Below are 25,612 nucleotides of genomic sequence, written 5' to 3' on the forward strand. Positions count from 1 at the left end.
ATCAGCTCTCCAACAGTTGCTTGGTTTGTCGGGCTACGATCAACTCTTCGTTGGTCGGAATGACCCAAATCTGCGTGCGGCCGCCGTCGGCATGAATCGCCGACTCGCCTTGGACGGCGTCGTTTTTCGTCGCGTCCAGTTCAATTCCGAGTTCGCCGAGGTTCGCACAAACGGCCGCTCGAACTTCCTTGCCGTTCTCCCCGATTCCTCCGGTGAAGATGATCGCGTCCGCGCCTCCCAACTCGACCAGCATGCCGCCCAAGTAACGACGGATTTCGCTGATGTAAACGTCGAGCGCCAGTTGCGCATCGGCGTTACCGCCTGCGGCGGCTCCTTCCAAATCACGCATGTCGCCGCTGACGCCGCCGCTGATGCCCAACAACCCGCCATGGCTGCCAAGATAGGCGAGGATCTCTTCCAACGACTTGCCGGTTTTCTCCATCAGCATCGGTAGGATGTAGGCGTCAAAGTCGCCGACCCGATTGTTCTGCGGCAAACCTGTCTGCGGGCTCATCCCCATCGTGGTGGCCATGCTTTGCCCGGCGCGAATCGCACACAAGCTGCTGCTGCCGCCCAGATGACATGAGATCACTCGCAGGTCGTCGCGTCCCAATAGCTCGGCGGAACGAACTCCGATAAATCGGTGGCTCGCTCCATGAAAGCCCCAGCGTTGAATCAGGTACTCATCGGACCACGCTTTCGGAATCGCGTAATAACGATTTCGATCGGGAATGGTCAAATGAAAACCGGTTTCAAACGCCGCTACCAACGGAATCTCAGGAAGCTTCTCCCCCAACAATCGCATTGCTTTGATGTAGGGCGGATTGTGAGCTGGGGCGACCGGACTCATTTCCGACATCGCTTCCAGCACTTCCGGCGTGACCTTCTGTACGCCCGAAACGCGTCCTCCATGGACCGCTTTGAATCCAATCGCGGCTACTTCATCCGCCGATTGCAGACAGCCATGCTCCGGATCGGTCAGTTGCGCCAAGCATTGCTGCACAGCGACCGCGTGATCAGGAACATGCGCCGTTCGATTTTCGCTCCAAGCGCCGATCTCGACAGAGCAAGAGCTTTCGCCGCCGCCGATGCGGTCAATGCCGCCGCGGGCTAGCTGCGTTTCGCTCTCCATGTCAAACAAGCGGTACTTGAAGCTGGTCGAACCGAGGTTGGCTACCAATATCTTCATCGCGTTGAGGCTCCTTCCTATGCGTACCGGGAAAAACGAACCATCTCTCGACTAGCTGAAGTAGGCGTCAACCAGACCGTCAGCCGGACGCGGAATCACGTGGCTGCCGACCAATTCGCCGACTTGCTGAGCCGCCGCGGCGCCTGCTTCGACCGCAGCGCGAACGCTGCCGACATCGCCGGTCACCACAGCCGTAATAAAGGCGCCGCCGATGTTGACGCGCTTCGTAATTTTGACGTTGGCGGCTTTCGCCATGGCGTCGGTCGCTTCGACCAGGCCAACCAACCCCTTGGTTTCAATCAGACCAATTGCACTGTTCATCGCTTTAATTCCTGTGGGGAATACATGGGAATGGGAGACTAACCGGCGGAACCGCCGCCGTAGTTGACCGACGGGGGCAACACCACCGTCAGATCATCGTGCGGTCGCGGAATGACCTGAACGCTGACGACTTCGCCGATACGTCCAGCGGCCGCGACGCCGGCGTCGGTAGCGGCTTTGACCGCAGCGACATCACCGGTCACGAAAACCGAAACCAAACCGCTGCCAACTTTGTCCCAGCCGACGAACTTGACGTTCGCAGCTTTCATCATTGCGTCGGTCGCCTCGACGAGAGCAATAAAGCCCTTCGTCTCGATCATGCCCAACGCTTCCATTGCCTTCGCCATGGGGTTGTCTCTCCCGATTCAAAAAACAGGAAACGAAAATTTCAAATTGCCGCATCCGCTTGCGCGAAGACGACGTCACGTTCAAGTTGTCAAAAAAACGCCCGCGGCCGACCATCTATCATCATGGTGCAGTCTCAAGCGGCCGGCGCGGACGTTCATGTCTCATGTCGGCGAGCACTGGAAGCTCGCTAGTGCGTCTTGCAGCCGCACGGCTCCTGCTTCAGCAGCGTAATCTCGGTCGCCGCATCCAGGTTGCACGCATTCCCCTCATCCGTATCGAGGTGAACTTCCAGCTTGCTAACTTCGTCGGCTCGCACTAGCAGATCCTCAAACAGGATCGTGCAGCCGTTGGAAACGACTCGCAAGTTCATGCGATCGCCGTTGGCGACTCCATAAAACTGCGCGTGGCTTTGATTCATGTGCACATGCCGTTCGGCCCGAATGACCCCTTCCGATAAATCGACCACGCCGCGCGGACCGACCAGTACGCAACCCGGCGTTCCAGCGATCTTGCCGCTGGCGCGAACCGGAACTTCGATCCCCAGCGAAATCGCATCGGTAAAGGCCAGTTCGACCTGGCTATAGTCGCGAGTCGGACCCAGGATGCGAACCTTTTCCAACATCCGGCGACGCGGACCGACGACCATCACGGTCTCTTCGGCGGCGTAAAAGCCGTCTTGGTACAAGTCCTTCATCGGGGTCAGCGTGTGCCCCGGGCCAAACAGCGTTTCGACATGCGCGTCGGTCAGATGAACGTGACGCGCCGAGATACTGACGACTAACTTGGTCTGCGCGGCGATCACCGGAGCTGGCGAAGCGGCTTGCGGCGCCGAGTTGCCGGCGACAATCTGGCGGACGATACGTTCGATGGTCGAGCGATCGAGAGTCGGAGCTTGCGTCATGGGGCGACTTATCGACTAGGCATGCGGAGGGTTTATCGTACAGCTTCAGGCGGCGTCGTACTGTCAGCGACGATCGTGTCGATCCCCGCGTCTTGCAGCACCGTCAGCCACGGGGGCGTTATCTGGTCATCGACCACCAGGCGGTCGATCTCATCAAGCGGACATTGGTGAGCCAGGCTCTGCCGTCCAAATTTTGTACTATCGGCGACGATGATCACTTCGCCGGCGGCGCGGACCATCGCTTGTTCGGTTTCGATCAACAACAGGTTGCTGTTGTATAATCCTTGCTCGGTAATTCCGGCCGTGCTGAGCACCGCGCGCCGAGCGTTCAACTTGGCGATCATTTCGGTCGCGTACGGCCCGCACGAAACGCCGGTTCGGTTGTGAACGTAGCCGCCGACAAAAATCAAATCGGTTGTGTTGCTGGCCATGAACAAGTTCGCGACCGGCAGCGAGTTGGTGACCACTTGCAGCGTTCGCCCGACCAACAGCTGAGCCAGCTCATAGGTCGTGCTTCCGCCGTCGAGCAGCACGGTATCGCCATCTTCGATCAGCACGCTCGCCGCTCGAGCGATCTGCCGCTTCTTCTCCCACTGCATCTCCTGACGCAGCTCGAAGTGAGGGAGATTGGGCGCCGGTCCGGTGTAAAAGACGCCGCCATGCGTTCGTTTGGCCGAACCAGAGTCCTCTAAAGAATCTAGGTCACGCCGGACCGTCGATTCTGAAACCTCCAGTTCACTGGCCAGATCTGGCAGCGACGCGAATCCTCGCGACCGCACCATCTCTAACAGTCGTGCTCTCCGCACGTCCGCTTGCATATCTGGTGATCCTGAAGGGTAGCAGTTTAGCTTCTTTCTTTACTCAACCTAGATTATGCATCCCTATTTGACGAAAAACAATCACCCGGTGAAAGATTCTGCGCATTTGCCGGTGATTCAAGTTCATGAAAAGCTCATATTGCCGCAAACCTAGTTGCTAGCAGTAGTTGCGAAAATAAAGATAGGGACTCCAGGAAAATAATAACGGCATTTTGACCGCTAAAATCGTCAGAATGGGCAATAGCCGCCAAATCGGATTGGCGGTTTTCTGTCAGACAGAATCGGACATTTGCCGACTCGATGACCGCAATCCCCCTGCGCAGCTACTATCATGGTGGGCGCCGATTTCCACGTTCCCTGTCATTCCAAGCCGTTCGCCGATGTCACTTCCTCTGCACCTGACAAAGCGATTAACAACCCGGCCGACGTCGCCGCCTGAGACGACAGCAGCAATCGTCTCCTACAACGTTCACCCTTCTCCCGCTGACTGGCTTCGCTTGCATGGTGAAATCTTTCTGAGCGGCGTTGACCGCTGGACCGCAGCGCGATTTCAGCGCGAGGTCACCGCTCGTGACTGGTTCTCGCCGCAACAGATGTGGTGGGCGATCCATCCCTCCCGTCCTCAGGCAAGCGGGGTGGTGACGCTGGAAGTTGGCGGCGAACAGGGGCGGATCCACTGGCTTATGGTCGATGCTGCGGTGCGTCGACAGGGAGTCGCTTCGGCGCTGCTCTGCGCGCTGGAACAAGCGGCTTGGGACGCTGGAGTTCATCAACTTTCGGCCGAGACCCTTGCAAGCTGGCGACCGGCCGTCACATTTTATGGCAGGCACGGATACGAAACGGCTTAACCTGCCGTCGTCTCACCGCCGATTGCCGATCATGCGAAGTCTCGGTAGAGTACGGTTTTCCCGCTTCTGACTTGAATACGTACGAGATACCCCATGCCTGATCGCCAACAAATCGCCCACAACGTTTTCTTCACGCTGAAAGACCAGTCAGTCGAAGCGAAAGAAGCGATGGTCGCCGAGTGTCATAAATATCTGTCAGGGCATCCCGGCGTCCTGTATTACGCCGCTGGCCTGTTGACGCCGGAACTGGAGCGCCCGGTCAACGACCGCGCTTTTGACGTCGCGTTGCATGTGATCTTCGATTCGCTCGAGTCGCAAAACGCCTATCAGGTCGCCGAACGTCACCTGGAATTCATCGCCAAGAACAAAGAAGGCTGGGCTCAGGTTCGCGTCTTCGATTCAACCGTCGGCGGCGAGTAAAACCTTGTGGCGCCGCGCACCATCGAAGATCTGATTGCTCGCAAGCCGGCCCGCCGCCGCAGCGAAGTCCCGGCAGATGTGCTGAAAGCGCTGAACGCTGGCCAGATCGAGTCGCGCAACCTGGTCGAATGGCTGGTCATCGACCAGGTCAAGTTGCTCAAAGCGATTTTGCCCGAGATCGGCCTGGACGACGACCGAACGCAAAAATCGCTGCTAAAAACGGCGCGCGGCCTTCGAGAAGCCGGCGTCATGCAGCGATCCACCGGCATCGGCGCCGCATTTTTTGCGGCGTTGAATGAAGCGGAAGATTCGGCGGCAATCTACGATCGAATGGCGACTCACCCCAGTGATGTCGTCCGCATCTGGGCCGCATTTTCCGACGGCGCCAACCCGCGACTTACTTTTCCACAGCGTCTAAAAAGGGTGCGCAAGTTCGCGGTCGACGCCAACGCCGGCGTGCGGGAGATCGCCTGGATGTGCGTTCGCTCTCCGGCGCCAGATGCGTTGATCGACGAAGTCCACCGCCTGCAGAAATGGACCGTCGATTCGCACCCGTTCGTCCGCCGCTTTGCAATCGAAGTGACGCGCCCCTGCGGCGTTTGGTGCGCCCATCTAAAACGCTTGAAAGACGATCCGACGCCGATGATCGAGCTTCTGGACGCTTGCAACAGCGATGAAGCAAAATACGTGCAAGACTCGGTAGCGAACTGGCTGAATGACGCCAGCAAGTCGCAACCCGATTGGGTGCGAAAAACGTGCGATCGCTGGCAAAGCGAATCACCAACGCCGCAAACGGCGAGAATTGTCCATCGTGCGCTACGCACGTTGCGCAAATAGAATTTTCCCCGCAAGCGGGATTTGTCGTCCGACAAAACACTAGCCCGCAGCGCCAGCGAGGGAATGCGGCTCGCCACTTCAATCCGTATGAGGATCGCCAACCGCATTCCCTCGCTGGCGCTGCGGGCTAGTGTGACGATTTCCGATTGATTCTGACCCTGTTTTACCGTTCTTCATCCGTGTTCATTACTTCTAGAATTGCCAAATAGAGCAACTTCAAAAAAAAACGCCAGCGTGGGAATCCGCCTACTATCCCGTACGATCTTGCCCCTCAATCACGTAAACAACCGCCGCCTCCAAACTCTTCTGGCAATTCAAATACCGACCGCTTCCACGCTCGGTCCACCATTTCATTCTCTTCGGGCCAAGCTCATTTAGCCTCCGTGCAGTCCACGCCTTGAGTTGCTGAAGAACCACCTTGGGAGGCGTCGCTGCGGAGACGACAGCATGCACGTGATTGCTTCGGAAATTTACCGCATGCAACTCCCAACCGCGATGGAGACAGTGAGCCCGAATCGTCTCCTCGACAAGCTTTCGTTGCCGCCTATCAAGCAGGGTCGTCGCTTCGGACATGTTCGCACCGGCATACTTCTCTCGAACATCATCCGGCAATTGATCCCCCTGATTCCGTCGAATCCAACCTCGCTTGTCGCCGGGCAACCATGTGCCGTAGACAGTCCAAGTCAGCAAGTAGCCCAGAGGATCTGGTTGCGGGGGCTGATCTGGATCATCGAGCACCATGATCGAAGCGTTGACTGGATGAGAGCCTGTGACTTCCTTGTCGGCAGATGCCGCTTTTCCTTGCTGGCGTTTTATAAAATTACACTTTTTCGAGCCCTCTAGAACACTAGCCCGCAGCGCCAGCGAGGGAATGCGGCTGGCGACTTCAATCCGTATGAGGATCGCCAACCGCATTCCCTCGCTGGCGCTGCGGGCTAGTGTTCCATCATCCGGTGATGCTCGGATGTCATGGTATTTCGGCGCAGACGTGATGAGAACATCGCGCCATCGCTTTCCGCTTGGCGCGGCGGTCGGCGAAACGACCATGCCGCGCAAAAGTTGATTTCTCGATTCAATCACGCATCGAGCGAATGACCGATTCTTCTGAGAAGCTGCGCTCGGCCGTCCGTCCCAAATCGTCCAGCGAACGACGCTGGCCGACATTGTTCCAAGCGTTCACGTCGGAAAGCTCCGGCATAATGTCGTTGAGCTGATTGACGAGCGTTTCAGCCATGATGCGAATGCTGGGCTCTTTGGCCCGTTCGAGGATCGCTTTCGCGGTCTTCATCACGCGGACCAATTGAGCTCGCTCGCGAATCGGAGCCGATAGATCGCACTCCGGTTCATCCAGCAAGTCCTGTACAGGAACGTCCAGCGACTGACTCCAACGATAAAGTTGGCTCAGAAGCAAATCGGACGTTTCCTCTTCTTCGTCGCGCACTTGCGAGGAAGTAATTCCAAGTCGCCGAGCTGCCGTGCGGAGCGATACGCCTTGTTCCTTTCGTACCTCTCGGATTCGATGCAGCGGCCGGGCAGGCTGTGCGCGAATGCGTGGAGATACAAAGGCTAACGAACCGCGAGTCAGTTCGAAGGGAACCGTTGCCATAATCTGTCCTCCCTAAGTTCCGGAGACGCCGAAATGGGAGCGAAAGCAAAGAAGCAAGTTCCTCACCGCGCAGCAACGTCATACCGAACAAGTCGGTATGCAAAAAAATTGCCCATGAGATTGGAAATCGAACTCTGTTCCGCTAACCCGCCGCGCACGCAAATCAACTGTCCTGAGTTGACTGTGATCGCGTATCCCGACGCCTAATTTTCTCTGTGGTCGCTCAGGTTTGATGAGACTTGAAGAGCGGCCCCAGAAAGTGATGGGATCGCCTGAGAAACCTTCCAGGCACGAAATAAATCCGAAAGTGCCTCTTTTAGAAAGATATGGACCTGGTGTCCCTCATGGCGACTGTGGATTCTAGCGGAATTCGGTATTGATTTCAAGGATTATTAATGAGCTATTTTCAAATAGATGCCACAAGTTGACACCTAGCGCTGCCGATCCTGCTGTTAGTTTTTTTGCTGGAATTATTCGCCAAGCGCGAAGTTGCTCACTTTACGCAGGAAATTCGGCCGCGGCATCCGATCTGGCGAGTGCGTCGGACGCTCTTTCTTGACATCCGAACCCCACTGCATCAGTCGCTCCAGCAGATCCTGATCAAGCCCAAGTCCCGGCTTAGTGGGGACTTGCGGCGTTGGCGCGATCGGTCGCACTGCGTTCTCTTGATGCATTTGCCACATTCCCAGCAGATCGGATTCGACAACCGGTTTGCGGGCGTCATGGATCAACACGACGTCCCCTTCGGCATGGCGACTGCCGGTATCGACCGCCGCTGCGATTCCGGTACAGCGAGGATGTCGATGTAATTTCACTTGCGGGAAGCGGCAAGACAGTTCTTGGGCCGCTTCTTCGGTGTGGTCGGTCGATCCGTCATCAATGATGACAACTTCAAACCGATCGGTCATTTCTGGGAGGACGTCGAGCAGACGTTCAACGTCGCGCGCCAGCCATTGCTGGGCGTTATGAACCGGCATGATTAGGCTCAGCGACTTATCCAACGTCTCACCTCTTTCAATCGTGTCATCATGCGTACCGGGAATCTTTCCCAGGACGGTCAGTTTGGGGGCGCACTGTCAGGCAATAGCGGAGTGATAGCACCCGCATTGGGAAAGATCGGCGGAAGGCTGAACCTTTTTCAATCTCCCCGTTTCAAGTGTGCTTAAGCCGTTCGTGCGGCAAAGTTCGGTCGTGACAATTACGTAGGGCAATTCTGACCTTGGACGTCGACTGTCGTTGGGCTGCCGACTTGACCAACACCGCCGCCGACCCGCAAACTGGGTTGGTCCCTTAACTTCTATTGGAAGGCGCTGCGGCCATGCCGATCGACTTACCCCGAGAACCCGATTTCGCCAAAGCGGGCGGATTGGTCCCTGCGATCGCCCAAGACGCTGACAACGGCGAAGTGCTGATGATGGCCTGGATGAACGCGGAAGCATTCGCCGAGACGCTGGCCACTGGTCGAGCGGTTTACTTCAGCCGTAGCCGCAGCAAACTGTGGCGCAAAGGAGAAGAAAGCGGTCACGTCCAGACCGTCATGGGCATCTTTGTCGACTGCGACGCCGACACCGTGCTGCTGAAAGTGCGCCAAGCAGGCGCCGCTTGTCACGAGGGATACCGAACCTGCTTCTTCCGTCAGATCACGACAACCGACACGCACATCGTGGGAAATCGTTTGGTCGATCCCGCTCAGGCGTATCGAAAAAAACCGTAAATTGACCCCTGTTTCTCCATTTCCCCACAACCGGAATTTGCATCGTCCAAATCAATAATTTTGCCGACTAATCCTTACTTTTTCGCTAGGCCGCAGATTCTCCCCCCGATATATTGGGCGTCAGTTGCAGGGGTATTACATCTTTTGACTGGGGGAGACGCTAGATGCTTGCGATAATAATGATGTTCGTGCTGGGGGTATGCGGGATTATTAGCATCGGTTGTTACATCATGGTCATCATTAAGATGTTCCAGAACGATGAAGCGACGCTTGGAATCATTTGTCTCGTGACACTCTTCTGTGCGATCGGCGGATTAATCACATTTGTCATGGGCTGGGTAAAAGCAGACAAGTTGCAAACCCACCAGATCATGGGAATTTGGTCAGGTGCGATCGTTATCGGCATGATCGCCAGTTTTCTCGCGCAATAACAACTCCCGAATTAACTTTCCAATCCACAAAAAGGACCGCACGAACATGCGGTCCTTTTTCTATATCCACTGCACGAATGGGCCAAAATTATGGCCCACAGCCGAGAAACCAATTTCATTTCTAGGGACCGGCGATCGGTAGCCAACGACCATTGTTCAGATGCCAAGACTGGCCGTCATCTTCATCAAACAGAATCGCGGCGCAGCGACCTTGGGTGGTCTGCGTCATCTTGACTCGGTAGGCGCCGGTTCGATCCTCTAAATTGCTGGGCGCTTCCAGTTTTACCCAAGCGCCTTCCTGCATCTGGGCGCTTTCGCCGGTGACCAGGTTGTAGCGAATCGCGTCCCAGCGACCGTTTCCTAGCGAGCACAACTCGACGTCGAACGTCCCTTGGGGCTGTAGTTTCTGCTTCTCTTTGCCGTTCTTAGCGACCGCAATCGCGGCGGCGCTTAAACAACAGAACAAGACGAAAGGGAGAATCAGCTTTTGCATGAGGAGTCCTCGCGAAGGAGAAATTGAATCCATAAACAGGGGCACAATGCATGATCAGGGAGACGATAGATCCGTGCAAGGAGATTTTTGCCGAGACGCGGAACAGTCCGAATCAGGGCTCCATTCTCGCTTAGAAGCGAAAAGGACCTGAACCCTTATTCATCGTCCGCCAGCTGTGATGTGTGACTTCTGTCAGATTGGCAGACCGCCGGTACAAATTGGTCGCTGCCCAAGTGCCCAGCTGCGAAATCATCGGTTATATAAGGACTTACGACACGAGACAGTCTGTTGGCACAGCGGTTGCTATTAAAGGGCTCCATCTTGAAATTCCGCAAGATTGGCAGCCGGTGCGCTCCTGGCCCCCGGCATCGGCATACCCCTATGTTCCTCAAACCAGGATCATTCTCGGAGGAAATCGACGAATGGCGACCGCGACCAAAAAGAAAACTGCTTCCAAGCCCCGTCTACAACCCCTTGGCGACCGCGTGGTCGTGAAGCGTGACGAAAGCGAAGAAACGACCGCCGGCGGCATTGTCCTGCCGGGCGCCGCTCAAGACAAACCTTCGCGTGGCGTTGTCGTCAGCGTCGGAAATGGCCGTTTGCTGGACGACGGCAGTCGTTCGCCGCTGCAGGTCGCCCCTGGCGATCGCGTGATCTTCGGCCGTTACGCCGGTAGCGACACGTTCCAGATCGGCGATGAAGAAGTCATCTTGATCCGCGAAGACGACATTCAAGCCGTGTTGCTTGATTAATTTGTCGCTCGCACGGATCCCCACCCGAACAAGCTAAATCCTTACAGGAGTAAACTTTCATGGCGAAAATGATTGCGTTTGACCAGGAAGCTCGCGAAGCGATTCGCCGCGGCGTTTCCAAATTGGCCAAAGCGGTAAAAACGACCTTGGGTCCGAAGGGCCGCAACGTCATTCTGCAGAAAAGCTTCGGCAGCCCGACCGTCACCAAGGACGGCGTCACCGTCGCCAAAGAAATCGAGCTGGAAGACGTCTATGAAAACATGGGCGCCGCGATGGTTCGCGAAGTCGCCAGCAAAACCAGCGACGTCGCCGGCGACGGCACCACCACCGCGACGCTGATGGCCGAAGCGATCTTCAACGAAGGTCTGCGTGCGGTCGTCTCGGGCGTCAACCCGATTCACATGAAGGCGGGCATCGAAAAGGCGGTCGCCGACATCACCGCCAAGTTGACCGGAATGTCCATTCCGATCAAGAAGAAAGAGGAGATGGCGAACGTCGGTTGCATCGCGGCCAACAACGATCGCGAAATCGGTCAGCTGCTCGCTGACGCGATGGAAAAGGTCGGCAAAGACGGCGTCATCACCGTCGACGAAGGCAAGAGCCTGGCGACCGAAGTCGAATGGGTCGAAGGCATGCAGTTCGATCGCGGTTACCTCTCGCCTTACTTCGTCAGCGAAGCCGCGACGATGCAGTGCGTGTTGGAAGACTGCTACGTGTTGGTCTTCGAAAAGAAGATCACCAACATCAAGGACCTGGTTCCGGTCCTCGAAGCGGTCGTTCAACAGAGCAAGCCGCTGTTGATCATCGCCGAAGACATCGAAGGCGAAGCCCTGGCGACGTTGGTCATCAACCGTCTCCGCGGCACCTTCAAGTGCTGTGCGGTCAAAGCTCCGGGCTACGGCGATCGTCGCAAAGCGATGATGGAAGATATCGCCATTCTGACCGGCGGCACCGCGATCTTCGAAAGCCTGGGCATTAAGCTGGAAAGCCTAGGCCTGGCCGAACTGGGTCGCGCCAAAAAGGTCATCGTCGACAAAGACAACACGACGATCATCGAAGGCGCCGGATCGACCCAGCACATCAAGGATCGCATCACGCAGATCCGTCGCGAAATCGAGAGATCGACCAGCGATTACGATAAAGAAAAGCTGGAAGAGCGTTTGGCCAAACTGGCCGGCGGCGTGGCCAAGGTCAACGTCGGCGCCGCGACCGAAAGCGAAATGAAAGAGAAGAAGGCTCGCGTCGAAGACGCACTGCACGCGACTCGCGCTGCAGCGGCCGAAGGCATCTTGCCGGGCGGCGGCGTCGCTTTGCTTCGTGCTTCTTCGGAAGTGAAAGCGAAGGATCTGAGCCATGACGAAGAGATCGGCTACAACATCGTGATCCGAGCTTGCCGCGCTCCGATCACGACGATCTCGAACAACGCCGGCAAAGACGGCAGCATCGTCTGCGAAAAGGTTCTCGAAGGCAAAGGGAACTACGGTTACAACGCTTTGACCGACACCTACGAAGACCTGGTCAAGTCGGGCGTCATCGATCCGGCTCGCGTCACCAAGACCGCTCTGGCCAACTCGGCCAGCGTTGCAACCTTGCTGCTGACCAGCGACGCGCTGATCGCTGAAAAGCCGAAGAAGGACGCCAAAGGCGGACACGGCGGCGATCACGACATGTATTAATCGTTTCGGCGAAGCGAAGACTTTTCACAAGTCGAGCTTTGCTGCAATCACGAATCGAAAAGGGTCGCACGAAAGTGCGGCCCTTTTTTTGTAAAAATCAGTAGACATGCGACGGCGCCGATCTCCGCGGCGCCGCTGCTGATTTCTCGTGCAATCTTCTTGCAATAATAGTCGTTTCTTTGCGCAGACCAGGGGTTAGTTCACCGTCGCAATGGAAATAGCGGTACGGTATGCGGCTTGCTATGGAATCCTTGCGTGTTTGTATCTCCTCCCTCACACGCATCTTGAGTCGCTTATGCCTTCCTCTGCTCGCCGTCACGGTTTTACGCTTGTAGAACTGCTGGTCGTCATCGCCATTATTGGAGTCTTGATCGCCCTCTTGTTGCCGGCAGTGCAACAAGCTCGCGAAGCGGCTCGCCGCATGTCGTGCTCCAATAACATCAAGCAAGTCGGCTTGGCGATGCACAACTATCACGGGACTTACGGCACGTTGCCATGCGGTTTTCTCACCGAAAATGCGGTCAATGTTCACAAGCGTCTCTGCTGGTTTCAGGTGATCCTGCCCTATATCGAGCAACAGCCGCTGTACGATTTGTACTACGCCGATCAAACGAGCCAGGTCCACTCCATTGCGGAATCGACCGGCATTCAACAAGTCGTCGTTGCAGATTTGATCTGCCCTTCCGAAGCGAACCCTGACGCTCGCGGTGGAAACGCAAAAGACTTTAGCTTCCAAGGAAACTACATCGGCTGCACCGGCGATGACCAGATGCATCGTTCCAATCCGTTAGACGGTATTTTCTATCCCAACTCTGGCACTGGATTTCGGGACCTGATCGACGGCTCCTCCAACACCATGCTGATGAGCGAAGGAATCAAGCGTCCCGGCAATGCGATCGCTTGGGGGGAGATCGGCGGATATTGGGGAGGTGCGCTCTGGGGCGCCTATGGCTATACGACGCTTGAATCGCCGAATACGACTGTCTCGGATCGAAATTATTCGTGCAAGACGACCGACTTCGCCAAAGCTCCCTGCATTGCAACCAGCACGTCTAACGCGCTGCAAAACTTCGCTCGCAGCTACCATCCCGGTGGCGTCATGGTTTGCCTGGGCGACGGCTCCACACGGTTTGTGCCTGATACGATCAACCTGCAAACTTGGAAGAACCTCAGCACGCGAGCCGGCGGCGAAGTGATCGGCGACTATTGAAAATAATTGGACATTGCCTTTTCCGATATCACGAGTTATCTTGAAGAACACAAGAAATACGAAACAATGCGTTCCATAATACGATATGCCATTGGCTGCCTCTTGATCGCCTGTTTGGCGGCGATCGGCTGCGGCCCGGTCGGTCCCCCAAAGTACAAAGTCGAAGGCCGAATTACCTTCGACGGCGAGCCCATTGAATCCGGCTATATCTGGTTTCGTGACAAATCGGGCCAGGTCGGCAGTGTAGAAGCGCGAATCAAGCAGGGCGTCTATCAATTGGAGTCGCTCCCTGGCCTGAAACTGGTGGAGATCTCGATGTTCAAAGAGGCGCCGCTGCCAGGAAACAAGCCCAATGAAGAAGGAGATACGACCACTTTGGTAGAAGCGCTTCCCAAGCGATATAACACCGAGTCAACGCTGGAAGTAAATGTCGTTCCTGAAATGGGGTCGCAAGATTTTGAGCTGACGACGAAACCCTCTGCGTTGTAATCATTCCGTAGTCATCTTTCGATGAGAAAACCGTTTGCCCGAGGCCTGCAAACGCATGGCAGGTAAAGTTCTCGGCAAGTTTCTTTGCTGATTTATTGACCTTAATTCGAGTCTTTGAAATGAATCTCTCCCACCATCGTAAAGCATTTACGCTCGTCGAACTCCTTGTGGTGATCGCTATCATCGGCGTGTTGATTGCGTTGTTATTGCCGGCGGTTCAGCAAGCGCGTGAAGCGGCCCGCCGCATGTCATGCTCGAACAATATGAAACAGCTTGGCCTGGCGATGCACAACTATCACGACACCTTTGGTTCCTTTCCGTTCGGCTTTATCGGCGACCCGCCCGAAATGGCGACCCATCGTCGCATCTGTTGGATGCAGACGATCCTCCCGTTCATCGAACAAAACGCTTTGTCCGACGCGTTTAAAGCGGATACCGAAACGTACACGCAGAGCGTGCCGGCTTCGATTCAAGGCGTTGTAATCGATGGCTTGCTTTGTCCCTCAGAAGCCAATCGCGACGCCAGCGGCGGTAACTCTGGCACAGGATTCCAGGGCAACTACGTCGTCAATACCGGTGATGACCTGATGCATCGATACGACGAACTGGACGGATTGTTTTATAGCAAATCGAATCTTGGCTTTCGTGACACGGTCGACGGAAGCTCCAACACGCTGCTCTATGGCGAAACGATCAAGCGACCTGGTACCGGCGCTTGGGGCTCAAGCGGCGGATACTGGGGAGGCGGCGCCTGGGGATCGCATGGCTTTACAACGCTCGAATCGCCTAACAGCACCGTCGCTGACCGCAACTACTCGTGCAAGACAACGACCTTTGAGAAGGCGCCGTGCACCGCGACCGGCGTTTCGCATGAATTGCAAAACTTCTCACGCAGCTATCATCCCGGCGGCGTCATGGTCACCCTTGCGGACGGCTCAACTCGCTTTATCGCAGAAACGATCAACCTTTCAACATGGCAAGCGCTTAGCACTCGTGCTGGCGGCGAAGTGCTAGGAGAGTACTAATTCAAACGCCAAGATCTCCGAATCTTGCTCGGTGTTGGTCTCTTCAATTTGCAGAAAGGAACAATGGTGCTGCCCATGTTACGTTTATCCATCATCGTCGCGATTCTCGCGACGCCGCTACTCACCGGTTGCGGCAGTAGCGGTCCAACCCGCTACACTGTCGCCGGTCAGGTGACTCTGGATGGCCAGCCGATCACTGCAGGCAAAATTTTGTTACGTGATCCAACGCGTCAAGTTGGCAGCGTAGAAGCTTCCATCGTCGATGGAAGCTATGAGCTGCAAGCGCTTCCTGGCCCCAAGCTGATCGAAATTTCAGCCCAAAAAGAAGTTCCGCTTCCCGGCGGAAAAACCAATCTTGAAGGGGATTCCACCCGATTTGTGGAAGCGGTTCCCCAGCGATACAACAAGAGCTCAACGCTGGAGTTGAACGTCACGGAGGATCTTGAGAACCAAGATTTCGAGTTGAAGTCCCAACCTTAAAATGCTTCGCTAAGACTCGCCAACGCAAGGTCGCCTTTGGAAGAAGGCGACCTTTTTTTACGCGCCGATCAAGCACGCGGAGCTTCATTTGGAGAGACAAAGAAGCTCGTTTTATCCGCTTCTATTGCTTGACCCGCAAAACCGCGCGCAAAGCAATCGCTCTCTGCCTGACGAATAGGCAAGCAGCGTCTCAGAGGGGCAGTCAGAGGGTCCAAGTTGTACGTTTCCGACTCGAACTAGGCTTTTCGTCGCGCGCGACGATTTCGGCGCAATGCTTGCACTTACGGCATGCCAACTTCGGTGGTCCCAACGTTTCGCCAAATGCGAAAATCATCACCGGGGGCTCCACGCAAATCAACGGCTCTTCGCGACTCCCTCCTCCACACCACGCACCTAGCGGCAACTTATCTACTCGCATGGCCGCCGTAGTCTCCCTACGGCGGCCCTGTTTTGTTCTGGCCAACTCTTGGCCTTGAATCGACATAATCGCTACGACGCTCATTGTCGGTTTCGCCTTTCCACATCCCTGCCGCGCTTCACCGCTGCTGGAGAAGCCACGTCCAAGTTTCGTCCTACCTTCTGATTAGAGACGTCACCTCAACTCTGCCAGCCGCTTACGCCAAAGAACGGTGCGGCTGGTTGGAAATATTGACGCATCGAACGACACGCCCCCTGTTGGAGCTTGTTCGTTCGAGGGCAGATCTCCACACGACAATGACAGATGCATATGGATTCCTCAATTTCCGCACTCACCTGCGCATCGGTAGGCTTGCCGCCATCGATGCAGCGAGAGAGCGAGGCCGCAACAAAACAGGGGGTTGCGCCCCATCCGCCAGGCGAATTGCAATTCGACGATCATGACCTGCGACAAAAGCGGATCATGGCGATCGATGACGAGCCGATTAATTTGGCCCTCGCCGAGGCATACCTGCGCAGTGAGGGATTTGAACAAATCGAGTTCTACTCAAATCCGCAAACGGCGTTGGAGGTCGTTCGCACCGATCCGCCAGATCTGATTCTGCTTGACTTGATGATGCCGGAGTTGGACGGTCTGCAATTCCTCCGGAAAATTACCGCGCCCTCCGAACAATTGTTGGCTCCAGTCATATTGCTCACGGCCTCGTCCGACGTATCCCATCGCCGCGACGCATTGGAGTTGGGAGCCACCGATTTTCTGCAAAAGCCGATCCTTGCCGAGGAATTAATTCCTCGTATTCGCAATGTCCTTAGCGCCGAACATTTGAAACGTTGGTTACGCGATCAAAACCAACAACTCGAACATCTCGTTCAACTGCGTACGCACGAGTTAGAACGGACGCAAGGTTTGATCATCGCTTGTCTGGCCCGCGCTGCTGAGTTCCGTGACGAATTAACCGGCAATCATAATCTGCGCGTTGCGCGCTACGCCGGCCTGATCGCTCGCAACGCAGGTCTGCCGTCCGAAATGGTCCGTATGATTCAGGCCGCGGCGCCGTTGCACGACATCGGCAAAGTCGCCGTCCCCGATTCGATCTTGCACAAGCCAGGCAAACTGACGGACGAAGAACGACAACTGATGCAACGTCATACCGAATGGGGACGTTCGATTGTCGAGCCCGAAAAACAGTGGGGCTTCGTCATTGCTGATCTCACCACCGGAGAAACCGGCCAAGCGAACGCCGACCTGCTACGAGTCGCCTCGCGGATCGCGCAGAGTCATCACGAGCGTTGGGATGGCGCCGGCTATCCTGAAGGCATGGCAGGCGCCGACATTCCGGTCGAAGCGCGCGTCGTCGCCGTCGCCGACGTGTTTGACGCGTTGTCGAGCAAACGACCTTACAAAGACCCGATTCCCCCGCACGATTGCGTCGCAATGATTCGCGAACAAAGGGGAAAACAGTTCGATCCCGAAATGGTCGATGCGTTCGTAGAAGCGCTGCCCGAAGTCCTTTGGATCGCCGAACTTTTGCGAGACAGCGCAGAGTGAATCAATCGCCCGACGTAAATTCGCTTCGCTGGAAATGGACTCTCTCGGCGATCTTCGTCGGGTGGGGAGTCGCGATCTGCGCGGCCTGGTGGAGCATGACCGCCTACTCTTACCAGATCGATGGCGAAGCTCAGTCGATCGCAGCCTGGCCAAGCGACTCGAACTTAACCTTGGCTGACGACAGACCGACCGTACTGCTATTTTTACATCCCCGCTGCCCCTGCTCCGCCGCTTCGCTAACCGAGTTGGAGCAAGCGATCTCCGATACGCCTGCCGCGCGCAAGCCGCGTGTGCTGGTCATCGCCACTGTTCCCACGCAATACGACGATCAATGGACAGGGGCCAGCAATGTCGAACGTGGGAAGCGACTCCCCAACGCCAGCGTGGTCTTCGATATCGGCGGAGTCGAATCGAACAAGTTCGGCGTCGCTTCCAGCGGACACGTCATGGCCTTCGCCTCCTCAGGCGATCTCCTTTTCACCGGCGGCGTCACTGAGTCACGGGGGCATGCAGGAAACAATGTAGGGCGAGCCTCCCTTGTCAATGCGTTGACCGGAGCTGCGTTCCCAACAGCGAAGCCCCCCGTCTTTGGCTGCCGGCTTTGCTTGCCTGAACCAAGCTCGCGAGAAGAATCAGGCGCTGCAGCGCCGCTCGATCCAAACCAGGTATCCCTTCCCTAGGTAATGCAATGTCGCTGGAAGCACTTCGCAACGCGGAGACCTTAACTGCATTCGATGCGGCGGTACGTCGACGCTTCGAACTTCAGATGACCAAGAACTATTGCAACACGGATCACCTGTTCGCTTACTTGATGCCGTTTCAATGGATTGTCGGCATCCTCTTCACGATCTTCGTCTCTCCCTTGGCTTGGGCCGGAGAATCGAGCTACATCCATCCGCACGTTTGGTTCGCGATCCTCGGGGGAGGCCTTTGCTGTCTGCTGCCGTGCGCTTTGGCCGTATATCGTCCCGGCAGGCTCAGCACGCGAATGGTGATCGGGTGCAGCCAAATGTTTTTCGTATCGCTGCTGATTCATCTCTCCGGCGGCCGAATTGAAACGCATTTTTACGTCTTTGGATCGCTCGCCTTTTTGGCCGCCTATCGCGATATCCGCGTCTTGATCCCTGCGACCTTGATCGTCGCCATCGATCATCTGATTCGAGGTCTATTGTGGCCGGAAAGTATCTTCGGCATCGCCGCCGCCAGCAACTGGCGTTGGCTGGAACATGCGGCATGGGTGATATTTGAAGACATTTTCCTGATCCTTTCCATTCGCCAAAGTCAGGCCGAAGTACGCGCTTTGGCGATCAAGACGACCGAAACCGAATTGGCGTTGGAACGACTCGCCATCGCCAAACGTTTCGCCGAGCACAACGAAGCCCGCTTTCGAGCGACGTTTGAATACGCTGCGGTGGGAGTCGCTCATATTGGCTTCGACGGCTATTGGCTGCGCGCCAACAATAAAATTTGTAAGATGCTGGACTACAGCGAACAAGAGTTGCAACGACTCACCTTTGCGGATGTGACCAGCCCAGAAGACCAAGAGATCGACGATCGCCATTTGCAAGGCTTTCTGAACGGCGAATTCGAAGAAGCTTGCTTCGAGAAACGCTACCTCAACCGGAGCGGCGAACCGATCTGGGTCCGTTTGACGATCTCCGTGATTCGCGACGACGCCTACTTTGTCGTCGTGATCGAAGATATTCGAGAAGAGCAGAAGGCGCGCGAAGCTCTGGAAAAGTCCAACCGCGAAATTCGCAAACTCTCCCTCGTAGCGGCCAAAGCTCGACAATCGGTCATCATCGCCGACGAATTCGGTCGCATCGAATGGGTCAATGACGCCTTCACGAAGTTGACCGGCTACGCCCTGCCCGAAGTCGTCGGCAAGAAACCGGGAACTCTGCTCCAAGGTCCCGAGACAGATCCAAACACGGCGGCCTATATCGGCGAACGATTGCGATCGCGCGAGCGGGTTAGCGTCGAAATCGTCAACTACTCGAAACAAAGCGAGAAATACTGGGTCGCCCTCGAAATCGAACCGGTGTTCGACGAACAGCAACGTTTGATTCAATTTATTGCGACGCAAACCAATGTGACCCACCGTAGGAAACATGAAGCGGAGTTGCGCCGCGCCAAAGAGACCGCCGAAGCGGCCAGCGCCGCGAAAAGCGAATTTCTGGCCAACATGAGCCACGAAATCCGTACTCCGCTCAACGGACTGCTCGGCTTTACCGATCTGTTAATTCGCGGTGCGGCGAACGATCCGCAAAAACGAGACGAATATCTGCAGATCATTCGCACCAGCGGGCGAAACTTGCTGGACGTGATCAACGATCTGCTCGATTTATCCAAGATCGAAGCCGGAAAGCTCGAAACGGAATCGCTCCCTTGCGATCCCCAACAGATAGTCGCCGAAGTCGTTTCGATCTTACGCGTTAAAGCGGACGAGAAAGGGTTGCGACTCGAATGCGAATGGTGCGGCGAAGTGCCGCCGCAAGTCATCACCGATTCGGTTCGCCTCCGCCAAGTGTTGACCAACCTGATCGGTAATGCGATCAAATTTACGCAATTTGGCTCCGTTTCGATCGAGGCCCGCTGGAACGCTCCCCGGCAGCAGCTGGTTTTCGCAATCCGCGACACCGGCATCGGCATTCCCGAAGAGAAGTTAGACCTCATCTTTGACCCGTTCACCCAGGCGGACGCAACGACGACCCGACGATTTGGCGGAACCGGACTTGGATTGGCGATCTGCCGTCGCATCGCACGTCTGCTAGGAGGCGATGTCTCGGTCGAAAGCAAAGTTGGCGCCGGCGCCAAGTTTACCGTGACGATCGCCGCACCGCGTCATCAGGAAACTCTGTCTGGCGCTGGGCAACTCGCTGACCAGAGCGCAGGCGGAAACGACTCGACGCCAGATGGTCCGCTGCAGTTTGCCGGAATTCGCGTTCTAGTCGCTGAAGATGGACCGATTAACTGCCTGCTGGTCGAAAACATGCTGACGCCGCTCGGTTTCGAGTTGACCTTTGTCGAGAACGGTCAGATGGCGCTCCAGGTTTTCGATGCGAGTCAGTTTGACGTCATCCTGATGGACATGCAGATGCCGGTGCTCGACGGATACGCGGCCAGCGAACGTTTACGCGCCACCGGCTGCGAAGTTCCGATCATCGCGATGACCGCGCATGCGATGGCTTCGGATCGCCGCCAATGTCTTGATTCGGGTTGCAGCGACTATGTCAGCAAGCCGGTGATGCTGGAACAGTTGTTAACGACCATCCGGCGCAACTTGCCCGCGACCGCCGTGACGCCGGACGAGTCGCCCCTGCAGCCGACAGTCGATCGGTCTGAAGAAATCGCCGAGCACTCGCCGACCAGCGACCAGCCGCTCGTCTCCGACGTGCTTCCTTCGCTGGCGATGCTCGCGCCGGTGGTGGATCAATTTGTCATCACGCTGCCGGAATCGCTTTCGGACATTTTAAAGGCGGCCGAAAACGCCGATTGGGCGAAGGTCGAAATGCTGGCGCATCGCTTGCGAGGCGCCAGCGGAGGCTGCGGTTTCCGGTCGCTCTACGAAATTGCTAGTGCGATGGAAGAATCGGCGCGATCGCAAAAACAAACGCCGAGCCCCGATCGCGGCGCAGCGATTTTGACCGATCATGAGCGACTCTTCAAAATGTTGCCGCGTTTGGAAGATTCGACCGGCAATCGGCCGCACGCTGCGAACCCCAGCATCTAAGTTGGCGTCCCCAAAATTACCGTAGTTTTTTGGGCCTGCTAGCGGACGAAACCGCCTGTCGAGGGGAGTACGCTGCAGACTCGCTCTAGGAGGCGCAGCGTCAGCCCTTTATACTGCCACTCTACGGCGGTTTCGGCTTTCAGACGTCCTTTGTTTCGACGCCGGCCGACGACGCCAGACGCGTGTTCTTCTAAGAATGACAGGTCCATGCTCGAGGTTCATCTTCCTGACGGCAACGTAAAATCTTACGACATCGCAATCACTCCCATGGACGTCGCCGCCGACATTGGCGCTGGCCTCGCAAAGGCTACGTTGGCGGCCCAAATCGACGGACAGACCGTCGGGTTTGACGCCCCGCTGCCGACCGAGGGCTCGGTCAATCTGCGGCTGCTGACCAACAAAGACAAAGAAGCGCTCGGCGTGATGCGACACAGCTGCGCCCATATCATGGCCCGCGCCGTCATGCGTCTGTTTGACGGCGTGCAGCTCGCCTTCGGCCCGACCATCGAAGGGGGGTTCTACTACGACTTTGATCTCGAGCATAAGTTGACCGCGGAAGACTTCCCGGCAATTGAAGCGGAGATGAAGAAGATCATCAAAGAGAACGAGCCGTTTGAGCGAATCGAAGAGTCGCGGGAAGGCGCGTTAGCGGTCGTCAAAGATATCGACCAGCATTACAAGATCGAACATATCGAAACCGGCTTGTCGGGTCACGATACCTTGTCGTTTTATCGTCAGGGAGAGTTCATCGATCTCTGTCGCGGCCCCCACGTTCCTCGTCCCAAGTCGATCGGCGCGTACAAGCTCCTCTCGGTCGCCGGCGCCTACTGGAAGGGAAGCTCCGACAACAAGCAACTGCAGCGCGTTTATGCGACGGCGTTCTTCAACAAAGATGACCTGGCCGCTCATCTCGAGAAGCTGGAAGAAGCGAAACGCCGCGACCATCGCACTTTGGGCAAACAGCTCGAACTGTTCGCGATCAATCCGCTGGTCGGCCAAGGGCTGATCTTGTGGCTCCCCAAGGGCGCCGTCGTGCGACAACAATTGACCGACTTCGTTTCGGAGCAATTGAAGAAGCACGAATACGAATCGGTGTATACCCCGAACATCGGCAAGGTCGATCTTTACAAGACCTCAGGGCACTATCCTTACTACAAAGAGAGCCAATTCCCGCCGATCCACGTTTCGGATGACGAAGAATATCTTCTCAAGCCGATGAACTGCCCGCATCACATCATGATCTACAAGAACCGGCCGCGCAGTTATCGCGAGTTGCCGGTCCGCTTGTCGGAATTCGGCACCGTCTATCGCTACGAGCAATCGGGCGAGTTGAACGGCATGACTCGCGTCCGCGGGTTCTGTCAGGATGACGCCCATATCTTCTGCATGGAAGAGCAGGTCGAAGAAGAGTTCCGCAAGTGCATCGAGATGACCCAGTATGTGCTGAACAGCCTGGGGCTGACCGACTATCGCGTGCGACTTGGTTTCCGCGATCCTGATAACGGCAAGTATGTCGGCAATTCCAAAGTTTGGGATCGGGCCGAGCAGTCGCTGGTTTCGGTTTGCAAAAACATGGGAATCGACGCCGTCGCCGAAGCCGGTGAAGCCGCCTTCTATGGTCCCAAGGCCGACTTTGTCGTCAACGATTGTCTTGGTCGCGAGTGGCAACTCGGCACCGTGCAGTTGGACTACAACTTGCCCAGCACCGAACGCTTCGCGCTAGAGTACGTTGGCGCCGATAATCAGATGCACCGCCCGGTGATGATTCACCGAGCTCCGTTCGGCTCGCTCGAACGTTTCATGGGCGTGCTGATCGAGCATTTCGCGGGCGCCTTTCCGCTGTGGCTCGCGCCCGAGCAAGTACGCGTGCTGGTCGTCAGTCAGAAGTTTGAAGAATACGCTCGCAAAGTCGAAGCCGAACTCAAGCAGGCGGGCTTCCGCGTCAAAGGGGACTATCGCCCTGAAAAAATCGGCTCCAAAATTCGGGACGCCCAGCTGGAACTGATCCCATACATGTTTGTCATCGGCGGACGCGAAATGGAGACCGAATCGGTCGCCGTCCGCGATCGCATTGATGGCGATCTGGGATCAATGAAAGTCGCCGAGGCGATCGATAAGCTAAAGCAGGAAGTCGCCGAACGCAAAGTGCGTCAGGTCTTTACCGGTTCCGCCGGATTAGGAACTGCGGCTACCGGCACGACCGACGAATATTGATCGCCCGTCAAGCAACACGATATTTAAAACAAAAACGCTGACCAGATGGTCGGCGTTTTTTACTTCGAACTAGCGTTCCGCCCTCTCTAAATATTGGGCGCCCGAAAATTTAGAGAGGACGGAACGCTAGTCGAAATCGCCGCGGTTCACGGCGCCTATCGCCGGTTTAGCAGGGGACGCTTGCTCGCTGGGAACTTCGATATCGGTGCAGGTAACGCTCGAAAGACTGCTCCCAGCAAACTCGCCGTTCTCCAATCCCATTTCATTCGCAAATTGCATCTCTTCGGTGGGATCCTCTTGGATCACCCCCAAGAGCGCCCCGAAGTCGAGCAAGGAAGTACTGACAAATCGCCCAGGCCCCAACAGTATGCTCCATGTTCGTAGAGAGCGATTGTAATTGTCCGAATAGCGAAACGGATTGTTGACAAGTCCGCCAAGATAGCCCACATCGTTATTGTTGGGCCGAGGGACGATAAAGAAGGCGATTCCCACATAGATCAACTCAACGCCAGCGATGATCGCGAGTCGCGATACCAGCGAATCGGGGAGGTACGGCTGTCGAAAGAGCCAATAGCCAGCGCCCCCCAACATCGCCAGGGAGACGATCATTTTGAACGTCACTACGGCGATGCTGCGCTGCGGTACGTACTTGGTATTCACCTCAATCGCGCCGTAGCCGCTGCCCGAGCTCGGTAAGGACAAACCGTAAAAGGTGTCAAATATCCACATGAGCTACGCACCTTAATCGAACAATGCCGCCGAAGGAAAAGAGTCATCTCAAACCTAGCATTTGACGAGGGAGGACCGAGACTCCTGGCGTGATCCTCTGCGATACGAAGTGAGATCCATGCCGTTTTGTACGGGTTATGGTGATTTTCGGGTAAACCTGCCCATGAATTTTCGTAGCCAAGGGAGCTCTGCATTTTCTATACTAGAAGAAAAGGGCCTCTGCGGATCTTCCTTTTGGAGCCGAACCATGTATGCCAAAACACGGATTCAACGAACTCGAGAAGCGGTCAAGTGGGCTTTCCTACTCGCGGCCGCCGGCATGATGATGGCGATCGCCTGGCAGGTGGTCGGCGGCGGGTGGTGACCCTCGTCGGAGCTATGTCTAGCGGCGACGTCTTCTTTGAACGCCAGCGATTAAAACTGGTCGTGCGGGGACTCCACTTTTTTGGTGGAACCGTTAGAGTTGCGGTAGGTATTTAATCCGCAACTAAAGAATTTGGCATGACGCGACCAATCGCATTTCATACCGGCAAATGGATCCCGCTCTCCGAACTTTCCGTCCCGATCGATGACCTTGGCTTCGTCATGGGGACGACGATCGTCGAGCAGCTGCGAACATTCGGCGGAAAAGTATTTCGGCTCGAGCAACACCTGGCGCGACTTCGCGACAGTCTGGCGATTGTGGGACTTGAGATCCCCTATACCGACGCCGACTTGTCCCAAGTGGTCCAAGAGATCGTCGCCCACAACCATCCGCTGCTGGCTCCGGGAGATGACTTGGGGGTTGCAATGTTTATTACCCCGGGAAGCATGGATCACCCGGGAAAATCCCCCATGGTTTGCATTCATTCTCGCCCGATTGCGTTTGGCGGGTTCGCCAGCAAGTTTGTCGCCGGTCAGGCGTTGGTCGTCCCGCCAACTCGGCAAACGCCGGTCGAATGTTGGCCGCGGCAACTCAAGGTCCGTTCGCGGGTTCACTATTACCTGGCCGATCTCGAAGCGCAGAAAATCGAAGCGAAATCGCGCGCCGTCTTGTTGGATCTAGATGGTCACGTCATGGAAGCGACGACCGCCAATCTGGTCGTTCATTTCGCGGGAGAAGGATTGGTCGCACCCCCGCGTGACTTGGTTTTGCCAGGGATTAGTATCGCCGCGCTGGAAGACTACGCGCGGCAACTGGGGATCGCCTACAACCAGCGGCCGATGACGCCGGCCGACGTGGCGCGAGCGGACGAGATATTACTGACCAGCACGTCGCCGTGCGTGCTTCCTTGTCATCGCTGGAACGGCAAACAGGTCGGCAGCGGCAAGCCGGGTCCGGTGTTTGAGCGTCTGATTTCGGCGTGGGGCGAATCGGTCGGACTCGACATTCGCGCCCAAGCCGCCCAATTTGCACGGCGAGATTGATTTTT

The 25,612-nt window shown here is 56.2% G+C and carries 26 protein-coding genes; 16 read left to right on the top strand and 10 right to left on the bottom strand.

Annotated elements, in window-relative coordinates:
* Nucleotide 1 precedes the first annotated feature (1 nt).
* The 5 genes from M4951_RS17670 to M4951_RS17690 form a co-directional block, all read right to left on the bottom strand.
* Complete coding sequence (locus M4951_RS17670) at nt 2-1,189, bottom strand: acetate/propionate family kinase (RefSeq protein ID WP_262022957.1); 1,188 nt, start codon at nt 1,187-1,189, stop codon at nt 2-4.
* Between the two features lie 51 nt (nt 1,190-1,240).
* Nucleotides 1,241-1,510 (bottom strand): BMC domain-containing protein, encoded by a 270-nt coding sequence (locus M4951_RS17675; protein ID WP_262022958.1) that lies wholly within the window; start codon nt 1,508-1,510, stop codon nt 1,241-1,243.
* 38 nt (nt 1,511-1,548) lie between these two features.
* Nucleotides 1,549-1,857, bottom strand: a complete 309-nt coding sequence (locus tag M4951_RS17680) for a BMC domain-containing protein (RefSeq protein WP_002654587.1) — start codon at nt 1,855-1,857, stop codon at nt 1,549-1,551.
* Nucleotides 1,858-2,045: 188 nt separating this feature from the next.
* Nucleotides 2,046-2,759, bottom strand: coding sequence for a phosphate propanoyltransferase (gene pduL, locus M4951_RS17685; RefSeq protein WP_262022959.1), 714 nt, complete (start codon nt 2,757-2,759; stop codon nt 2,046-2,048).
* 32 nt (nt 2,760-2,791) lie between these two features.
* Nucleotides 2,792-3,577, bottom strand: coding sequence for a DeoR/GlpR family DNA-binding transcription regulator (locus M4951_RS17690; protein WP_262022960.1), 786 nt, complete (start codon nt 3,575-3,577; stop codon nt 2,792-2,794).
* 380 nt (nt 3,578-3,957) lie between these two features.
* Here M4951_RS17690 and M4951_RS17695 point away from each other — a divergent pair, with 380 nt between their 5' ends.
* The 3 genes from M4951_RS17695 to M4951_RS17705 all read left to right on the top strand — a co-directional run bounded on the left by M4951_RS17695 (nt 3,958) and on the right by M4951_RS17705 (nt 5,682).
* The gene (locus tag M4951_RS17695) at nt 3,958-4,425 is read left to right on the top strand and encodes a GNAT family N-acetyltransferase (protein WP_262022961.1); all 468 of its coding nucleotides are present in this window, start codon (nt 3,958-3,960) and stop codon (nt 4,423-4,425) included.
* A gap of 93 nt (nt 4,426-4,518) precedes the next feature.
* On the top strand, nt 4,519-4,845 hold the full coding sequence (locus tag M4951_RS17700; protein WP_262022962.1) for a Dabb family protein: 327 nt from the start codon (nt 4,519-4,521) through the stop codon (nt 4,843-4,845).
* Between the two features lie 6 nt (nt 4,846-4,851).
* The gene (locus M4951_RS17705; RefSeq protein ID WP_262022963.1) at nt 4,852-5,682 is read left to right on the top strand and encodes a DNA alkylation repair protein; all 831 of its coding nucleotides are present in this window, start codon (nt 4,852-4,854) and stop codon (nt 5,680-5,682) included.
* Nucleotides 5,683-5,931: 249 nt separating this feature from the next.
* Here the strand turns inward: M4951_RS17705 and M4951_RS17710 are convergent, their stop codons facing one another.
* The 3 genes from M4951_RS17710 to M4951_RS17720 all read right to left on the bottom strand — a co-directional run bounded on the left by M4951_RS17710 (nt 5,932) and on the right by M4951_RS17720 (nt 8,289).
* On the bottom strand, nt 5,932-6,762 hold the full coding sequence (locus M4951_RS17710; RefSeq protein ID WP_262022964.1) for a transposase: 831 nt from the start codon (nt 6,760-6,762) through the stop codon (nt 5,932-5,934).
* A complete protein-coding gene (locus M4951_RS17715; protein WP_262022965.1) occupies nt 6,755-7,288 on the bottom strand; it encodes a helix-turn-helix transcriptional regulator in 534 nt (177 codons plus the stop codon). The genes M4951_RS17710 and M4951_RS17715 overlap by 8 nt, the downstream gene beginning before the upstream one ends.
* A gap of 470 nt (nt 7,289-7,758) precedes the next feature.
* Nucleotides 7,759-8,289 (bottom strand): glycosyltransferase family 2 protein, encoded by a 531-nt coding sequence (locus tag M4951_RS17720; RefSeq protein ID WP_262022966.1) that lies wholly within the window; start codon nt 8,287-8,289, stop codon nt 7,759-7,761.
* Between the two features lie 317 nt (nt 8,290-8,606).
* On the opposite strand from M4951_RS17720, the gene hisI reads away from it, so the two are divergent.
* Nucleotides 8,607-9,002, top strand: coding sequence for a phosphoribosyl-AMP cyclohydrolase (gene hisI / locus M4951_RS17725; protein ID WP_262022967.1), 396 nt, complete (start codon nt 8,607-8,609; stop codon nt 9,000-9,002).
* 164 nt (nt 9,003-9,166) lie between these two features.
* A complete protein-coding gene (locus tag M4951_RS17730) occupies nt 9,167-9,433 on the top strand; it encodes a hypothetical protein (RefSeq protein WP_262022968.1) in 267 nt (88 codons plus the stop codon).
* Between the two features lie 121 nt (nt 9,434-9,554).
* Here M4951_RS17730 and M4951_RS17735 read toward each other — a convergent pair whose 3' ends face one another.
* On the bottom strand, nt 9,555-9,926 hold the full coding sequence (locus M4951_RS17735) for a hypothetical protein (RefSeq protein ID WP_262022969.1): 372 nt from the start codon (nt 9,924-9,926) through the stop codon (nt 9,555-9,557).
* Between the two features lie 422 nt (nt 9,927-10,348).
* Between M4951_RS17735 and groES the strand changes: the two genes are divergently transcribed.
* From groES to thrS, 10 genes are all read left to right on the top strand, one after another.
* Nucleotides 10,349-10,678, top strand: a complete 330-nt coding sequence (groES, locus tag M4951_RS17740; RefSeq protein WP_262022970.1) for a co-chaperone GroES — start codon at nt 10,349-10,351, stop codon at nt 10,676-10,678.
* 59 nt (nt 10,679-10,737) lie between these two features.
* The gene (groL, locus tag M4951_RS17745; RefSeq protein WP_262022971.1) at nt 10,738-12,354 is read left to right on the top strand and encodes a chaperonin GroEL; all 1,617 of its coding nucleotides are present in this window, start codon (nt 10,738-10,740) and stop codon (nt 12,352-12,354) included.
* A gap of 295 nt (nt 12,355-12,649) precedes the next feature.
* On the top strand, nt 12,650-13,564 hold the full coding sequence (locus M4951_RS17750) for a DUF1559 domain-containing protein (RefSeq protein ID WP_262022972.1): 915 nt from the start codon (nt 12,650-12,652) through the stop codon (nt 13,562-13,564).
* A 66-nt stretch (nt 13,565-13,630) separates the two neighbouring features.
* On the top strand, nt 13,631-14,053 hold the full coding sequence (locus M4951_RS17755; RefSeq protein ID WP_262022973.1) for a hypothetical protein: 423 nt from the start codon (nt 13,631-13,633) through the stop codon (nt 14,051-14,053).
* Between the two features lie 119 nt (nt 14,054-14,172).
* Entirely contained in the window at nt 14,173-15,078 is a 906-nt protein-coding gene (locus tag M4951_RS17760) for a DUF1559 domain-containing protein (protein ID WP_262022974.1), read from the top strand.
* Between the two features lie 75 nt (nt 15,079-15,153).
* Nucleotides 15,154-15,558, top strand: coding sequence for a hypothetical protein (locus M4951_RS17765; protein WP_262022975.1), 405 nt, complete (start codon nt 15,154-15,156; stop codon nt 15,556-15,558).
* Nucleotides 15,559-16,285: 727 nt separating this feature from the next.
* Nucleotides 16,286-17,524, top strand: a complete 1,239-nt coding sequence (locus M4951_RS17770; RefSeq protein ID WP_262022976.1) for an HD domain-containing phosphohydrolase — start codon at nt 16,286-16,288, stop codon at nt 17,522-17,524.
* Complete coding sequence (locus M4951_RS17775; RefSeq protein ID WP_262022977.1) at nt 17,521-18,204, top strand: hypothetical protein; 684 nt, start codon at nt 17,521-17,523, stop codon at nt 18,202-18,204. The genes M4951_RS17770 and M4951_RS17775 overlap by 4 nt, the downstream gene beginning before the upstream one ends.
* Nucleotides 18,205-18,290: 86 nt before the next feature.
* Nucleotides 18,291-21,257 (top strand): PAS domain S-box protein, encoded by a 2,967-nt coding sequence (locus M4951_RS17780; RefSeq protein WP_262022978.1) that lies wholly within the window; start codon nt 18,291-18,293, stop codon nt 21,255-21,257.
* Nucleotides 21,258-21,464: 207 nt separating this feature from the next.
* Nucleotides 21,465-23,471: a threonine--tRNA ligase gene (gene thrS, locus M4951_RS17785; protein WP_262022979.1), complete on the top strand. Its 2,007-nt coding sequence runs from the start codon at nt 21,465-21,467 to the stop codon at nt 23,469-23,471.
* Nucleotides 23,472-23,597: 126 nt separating this feature from the next.
* Here the strand turns inward: thrS and M4951_RS17790 are convergent, their stop codons facing one another.
* Nucleotides 23,598-24,200, bottom strand: a complete 603-nt coding sequence (locus tag M4951_RS17790; protein ID WP_262022980.1) for a hypothetical protein — start codon at nt 24,198-24,200, stop codon at nt 23,598-23,600.
* Nucleotides 24,201-24,701: 501 nt separating this feature from the next.
* Here M4951_RS17790 and M4951_RS17795 point away from each other — a divergent pair.
* Nucleotides 24,702-25,607: an aminotransferase class IV gene (locus M4951_RS17795; protein ID WP_262022981.1), complete on the top strand. Its 906-nt coding sequence runs from the start codon at nt 24,702-24,704 to the stop codon at nt 25,605-25,607.
* Nucleotides 25,608-25,612 lie beyond the last annotated feature (5 nt).

It is taken from the genome of Blastopirellula sp. J2-11, assembly GCF_024584705.1.
Taxonomy (GTDB): Bacteria; Planctomycetota; Planctomycetia; order Pirellulales; family Pirellulaceae; genus Blastopirellula.

Bases quoted from the DNA above. Each gene is read 5' to 3' on its own strand.
- M4951_RS17670 (WP_262022957.1), bottom strand. From the start codon at position 1,189: ATGAAGATATTGGTAGCCAACCTCGGTTCGACCAGCTTCAAGTACCGC.
- M4951_RS17690 (WP_262022960.1), bottom strand. From the start codon at position 3,577: ATGCAAGCGGACGTGCGGAGAGCACGACTGTTAGAGATGGTGCGGTCG.
- pduL (WP_262022959.1), bottom strand. From the start codon at position 2,759: ATGACGCAAGCTCCGACTCTCGATCGCTCGACCATCGAACGTATCGTC.
- M4951_RS17760 (WP_262022974.1), top strand. From the start codon at position 14,173: ATGAATCTCTCCCACCATCGTAAAGCATTTACGCTCGTCGAACTCCTT.
- M4951_RS17795 (WP_262022981.1), top strand. From the start codon at position 24,702: ATGACGCGACCAATCGCATTTCATACCGGCAAATGGATCCCGCTCTCC.
- hisI (WP_262022967.1), top strand. From the start codon at position 8,607: ATGCCGATCGACTTACCCCGAGAACCCGATTTCGCCAAAGCGGGCGGA.
- M4951_RS17695 (WP_262022961.1), top strand. From the start codon at position 3,958: ATGTCACTTCCTCTGCACCTGACAAAGCGATTAACAACCCGGCCGACG.
- M4951_RS17790 (WP_262022980.1), bottom strand. From the start codon at position 24,200: ATGTGGATATTTGACACCTTTTACGGTTTGTCCTTACCGAGCTCGGGC.
- M4951_RS17750 (WP_262022972.1), top strand. From the start codon at position 12,650: ATGCCTTCCTCTGCTCGCCGTCACGGTTTTACGCTTGTAGAACTGCTG.
- thrS (WP_262022979.1), top strand. From the start codon at position 21,465: ATGCTCGAGGTTCATCTTCCTGACGGCAACGTAAAATCTTACGACATC.
- M4951_RS17735 (WP_262022969.1), bottom strand. From the start codon at position 9,926: ATGCAAAAGCTGATTCTCCCTTTCGTCTTGTTCTGTTGTTTAAGCGCC.
- M4951_RS17675 (WP_262022958.1), bottom strand. From the start codon at position 1,510: ATGAACAGTGCAATTGGTCTGATTGAAACCAAGGGGTTGGTTGGCCTG.
- M4951_RS17680 (WP_002654587.1), bottom strand. From the start codon at position 1,857: ATGGCGAAGGCAATGGAAGCGTTGGGCATGATCGAGACGAAGGGCTTT.
- M4951_RS17730 (WP_262022968.1), top strand. From the start codon at position 9,167: ATGCTTGCGATAATAATGATGTTCGTGCTGGGGGTATGCGGGATTATT.
- M4951_RS17770 (WP_262022976.1), top strand. From the start codon at position 16,286: ATGGATTCCTCAATTTCCGCACTCACCTGCGCATCGGTAGGCTTGCCG.
- M4951_RS17765 (WP_262022975.1), top strand. From the start codon at position 15,154: ATGTTACGTTTATCCATCATCGTCGCGATTCTCGCGACGCCGCTACTC.
- M4951_RS17755 (WP_262022973.1), top strand. From the start codon at position 13,631: ATGCGTTCCATAATACGATATGCCATTGGCTGCCTCTTGATCGCCTGT.
- groL (WP_262022971.1), top strand. From the start codon at position 10,738: ATGGCGAAAATGATTGCGTTTGACCAGGAAGCTCGCGAAGCGATTCGC.
- M4951_RS17715 (WP_262022965.1), bottom strand. From the start codon at position 7,288: ATGGCAACGGTTCCCTTCGAACTGACTCGCGGTTCGTTAGCCTTTGTA.
- M4951_RS17780 (WP_262022978.1), top strand. From the start codon at position 18,291: ATGACCAAGAACTATTGCAACACGGATCACCTGTTCGCTTACTTGATG.
- M4951_RS17700 (WP_262022962.1), top strand. From the start codon at position 4,519: ATGCCTGATCGCCAACAAATCGCCCACAACGTTTTCTTCACGCTGAAA.
- groES (WP_262022970.1), top strand. From the start codon at position 10,349: ATGGCGACCGCGACCAAAAAGAAAACTGCTTCCAAGCCCCGTCTACAA.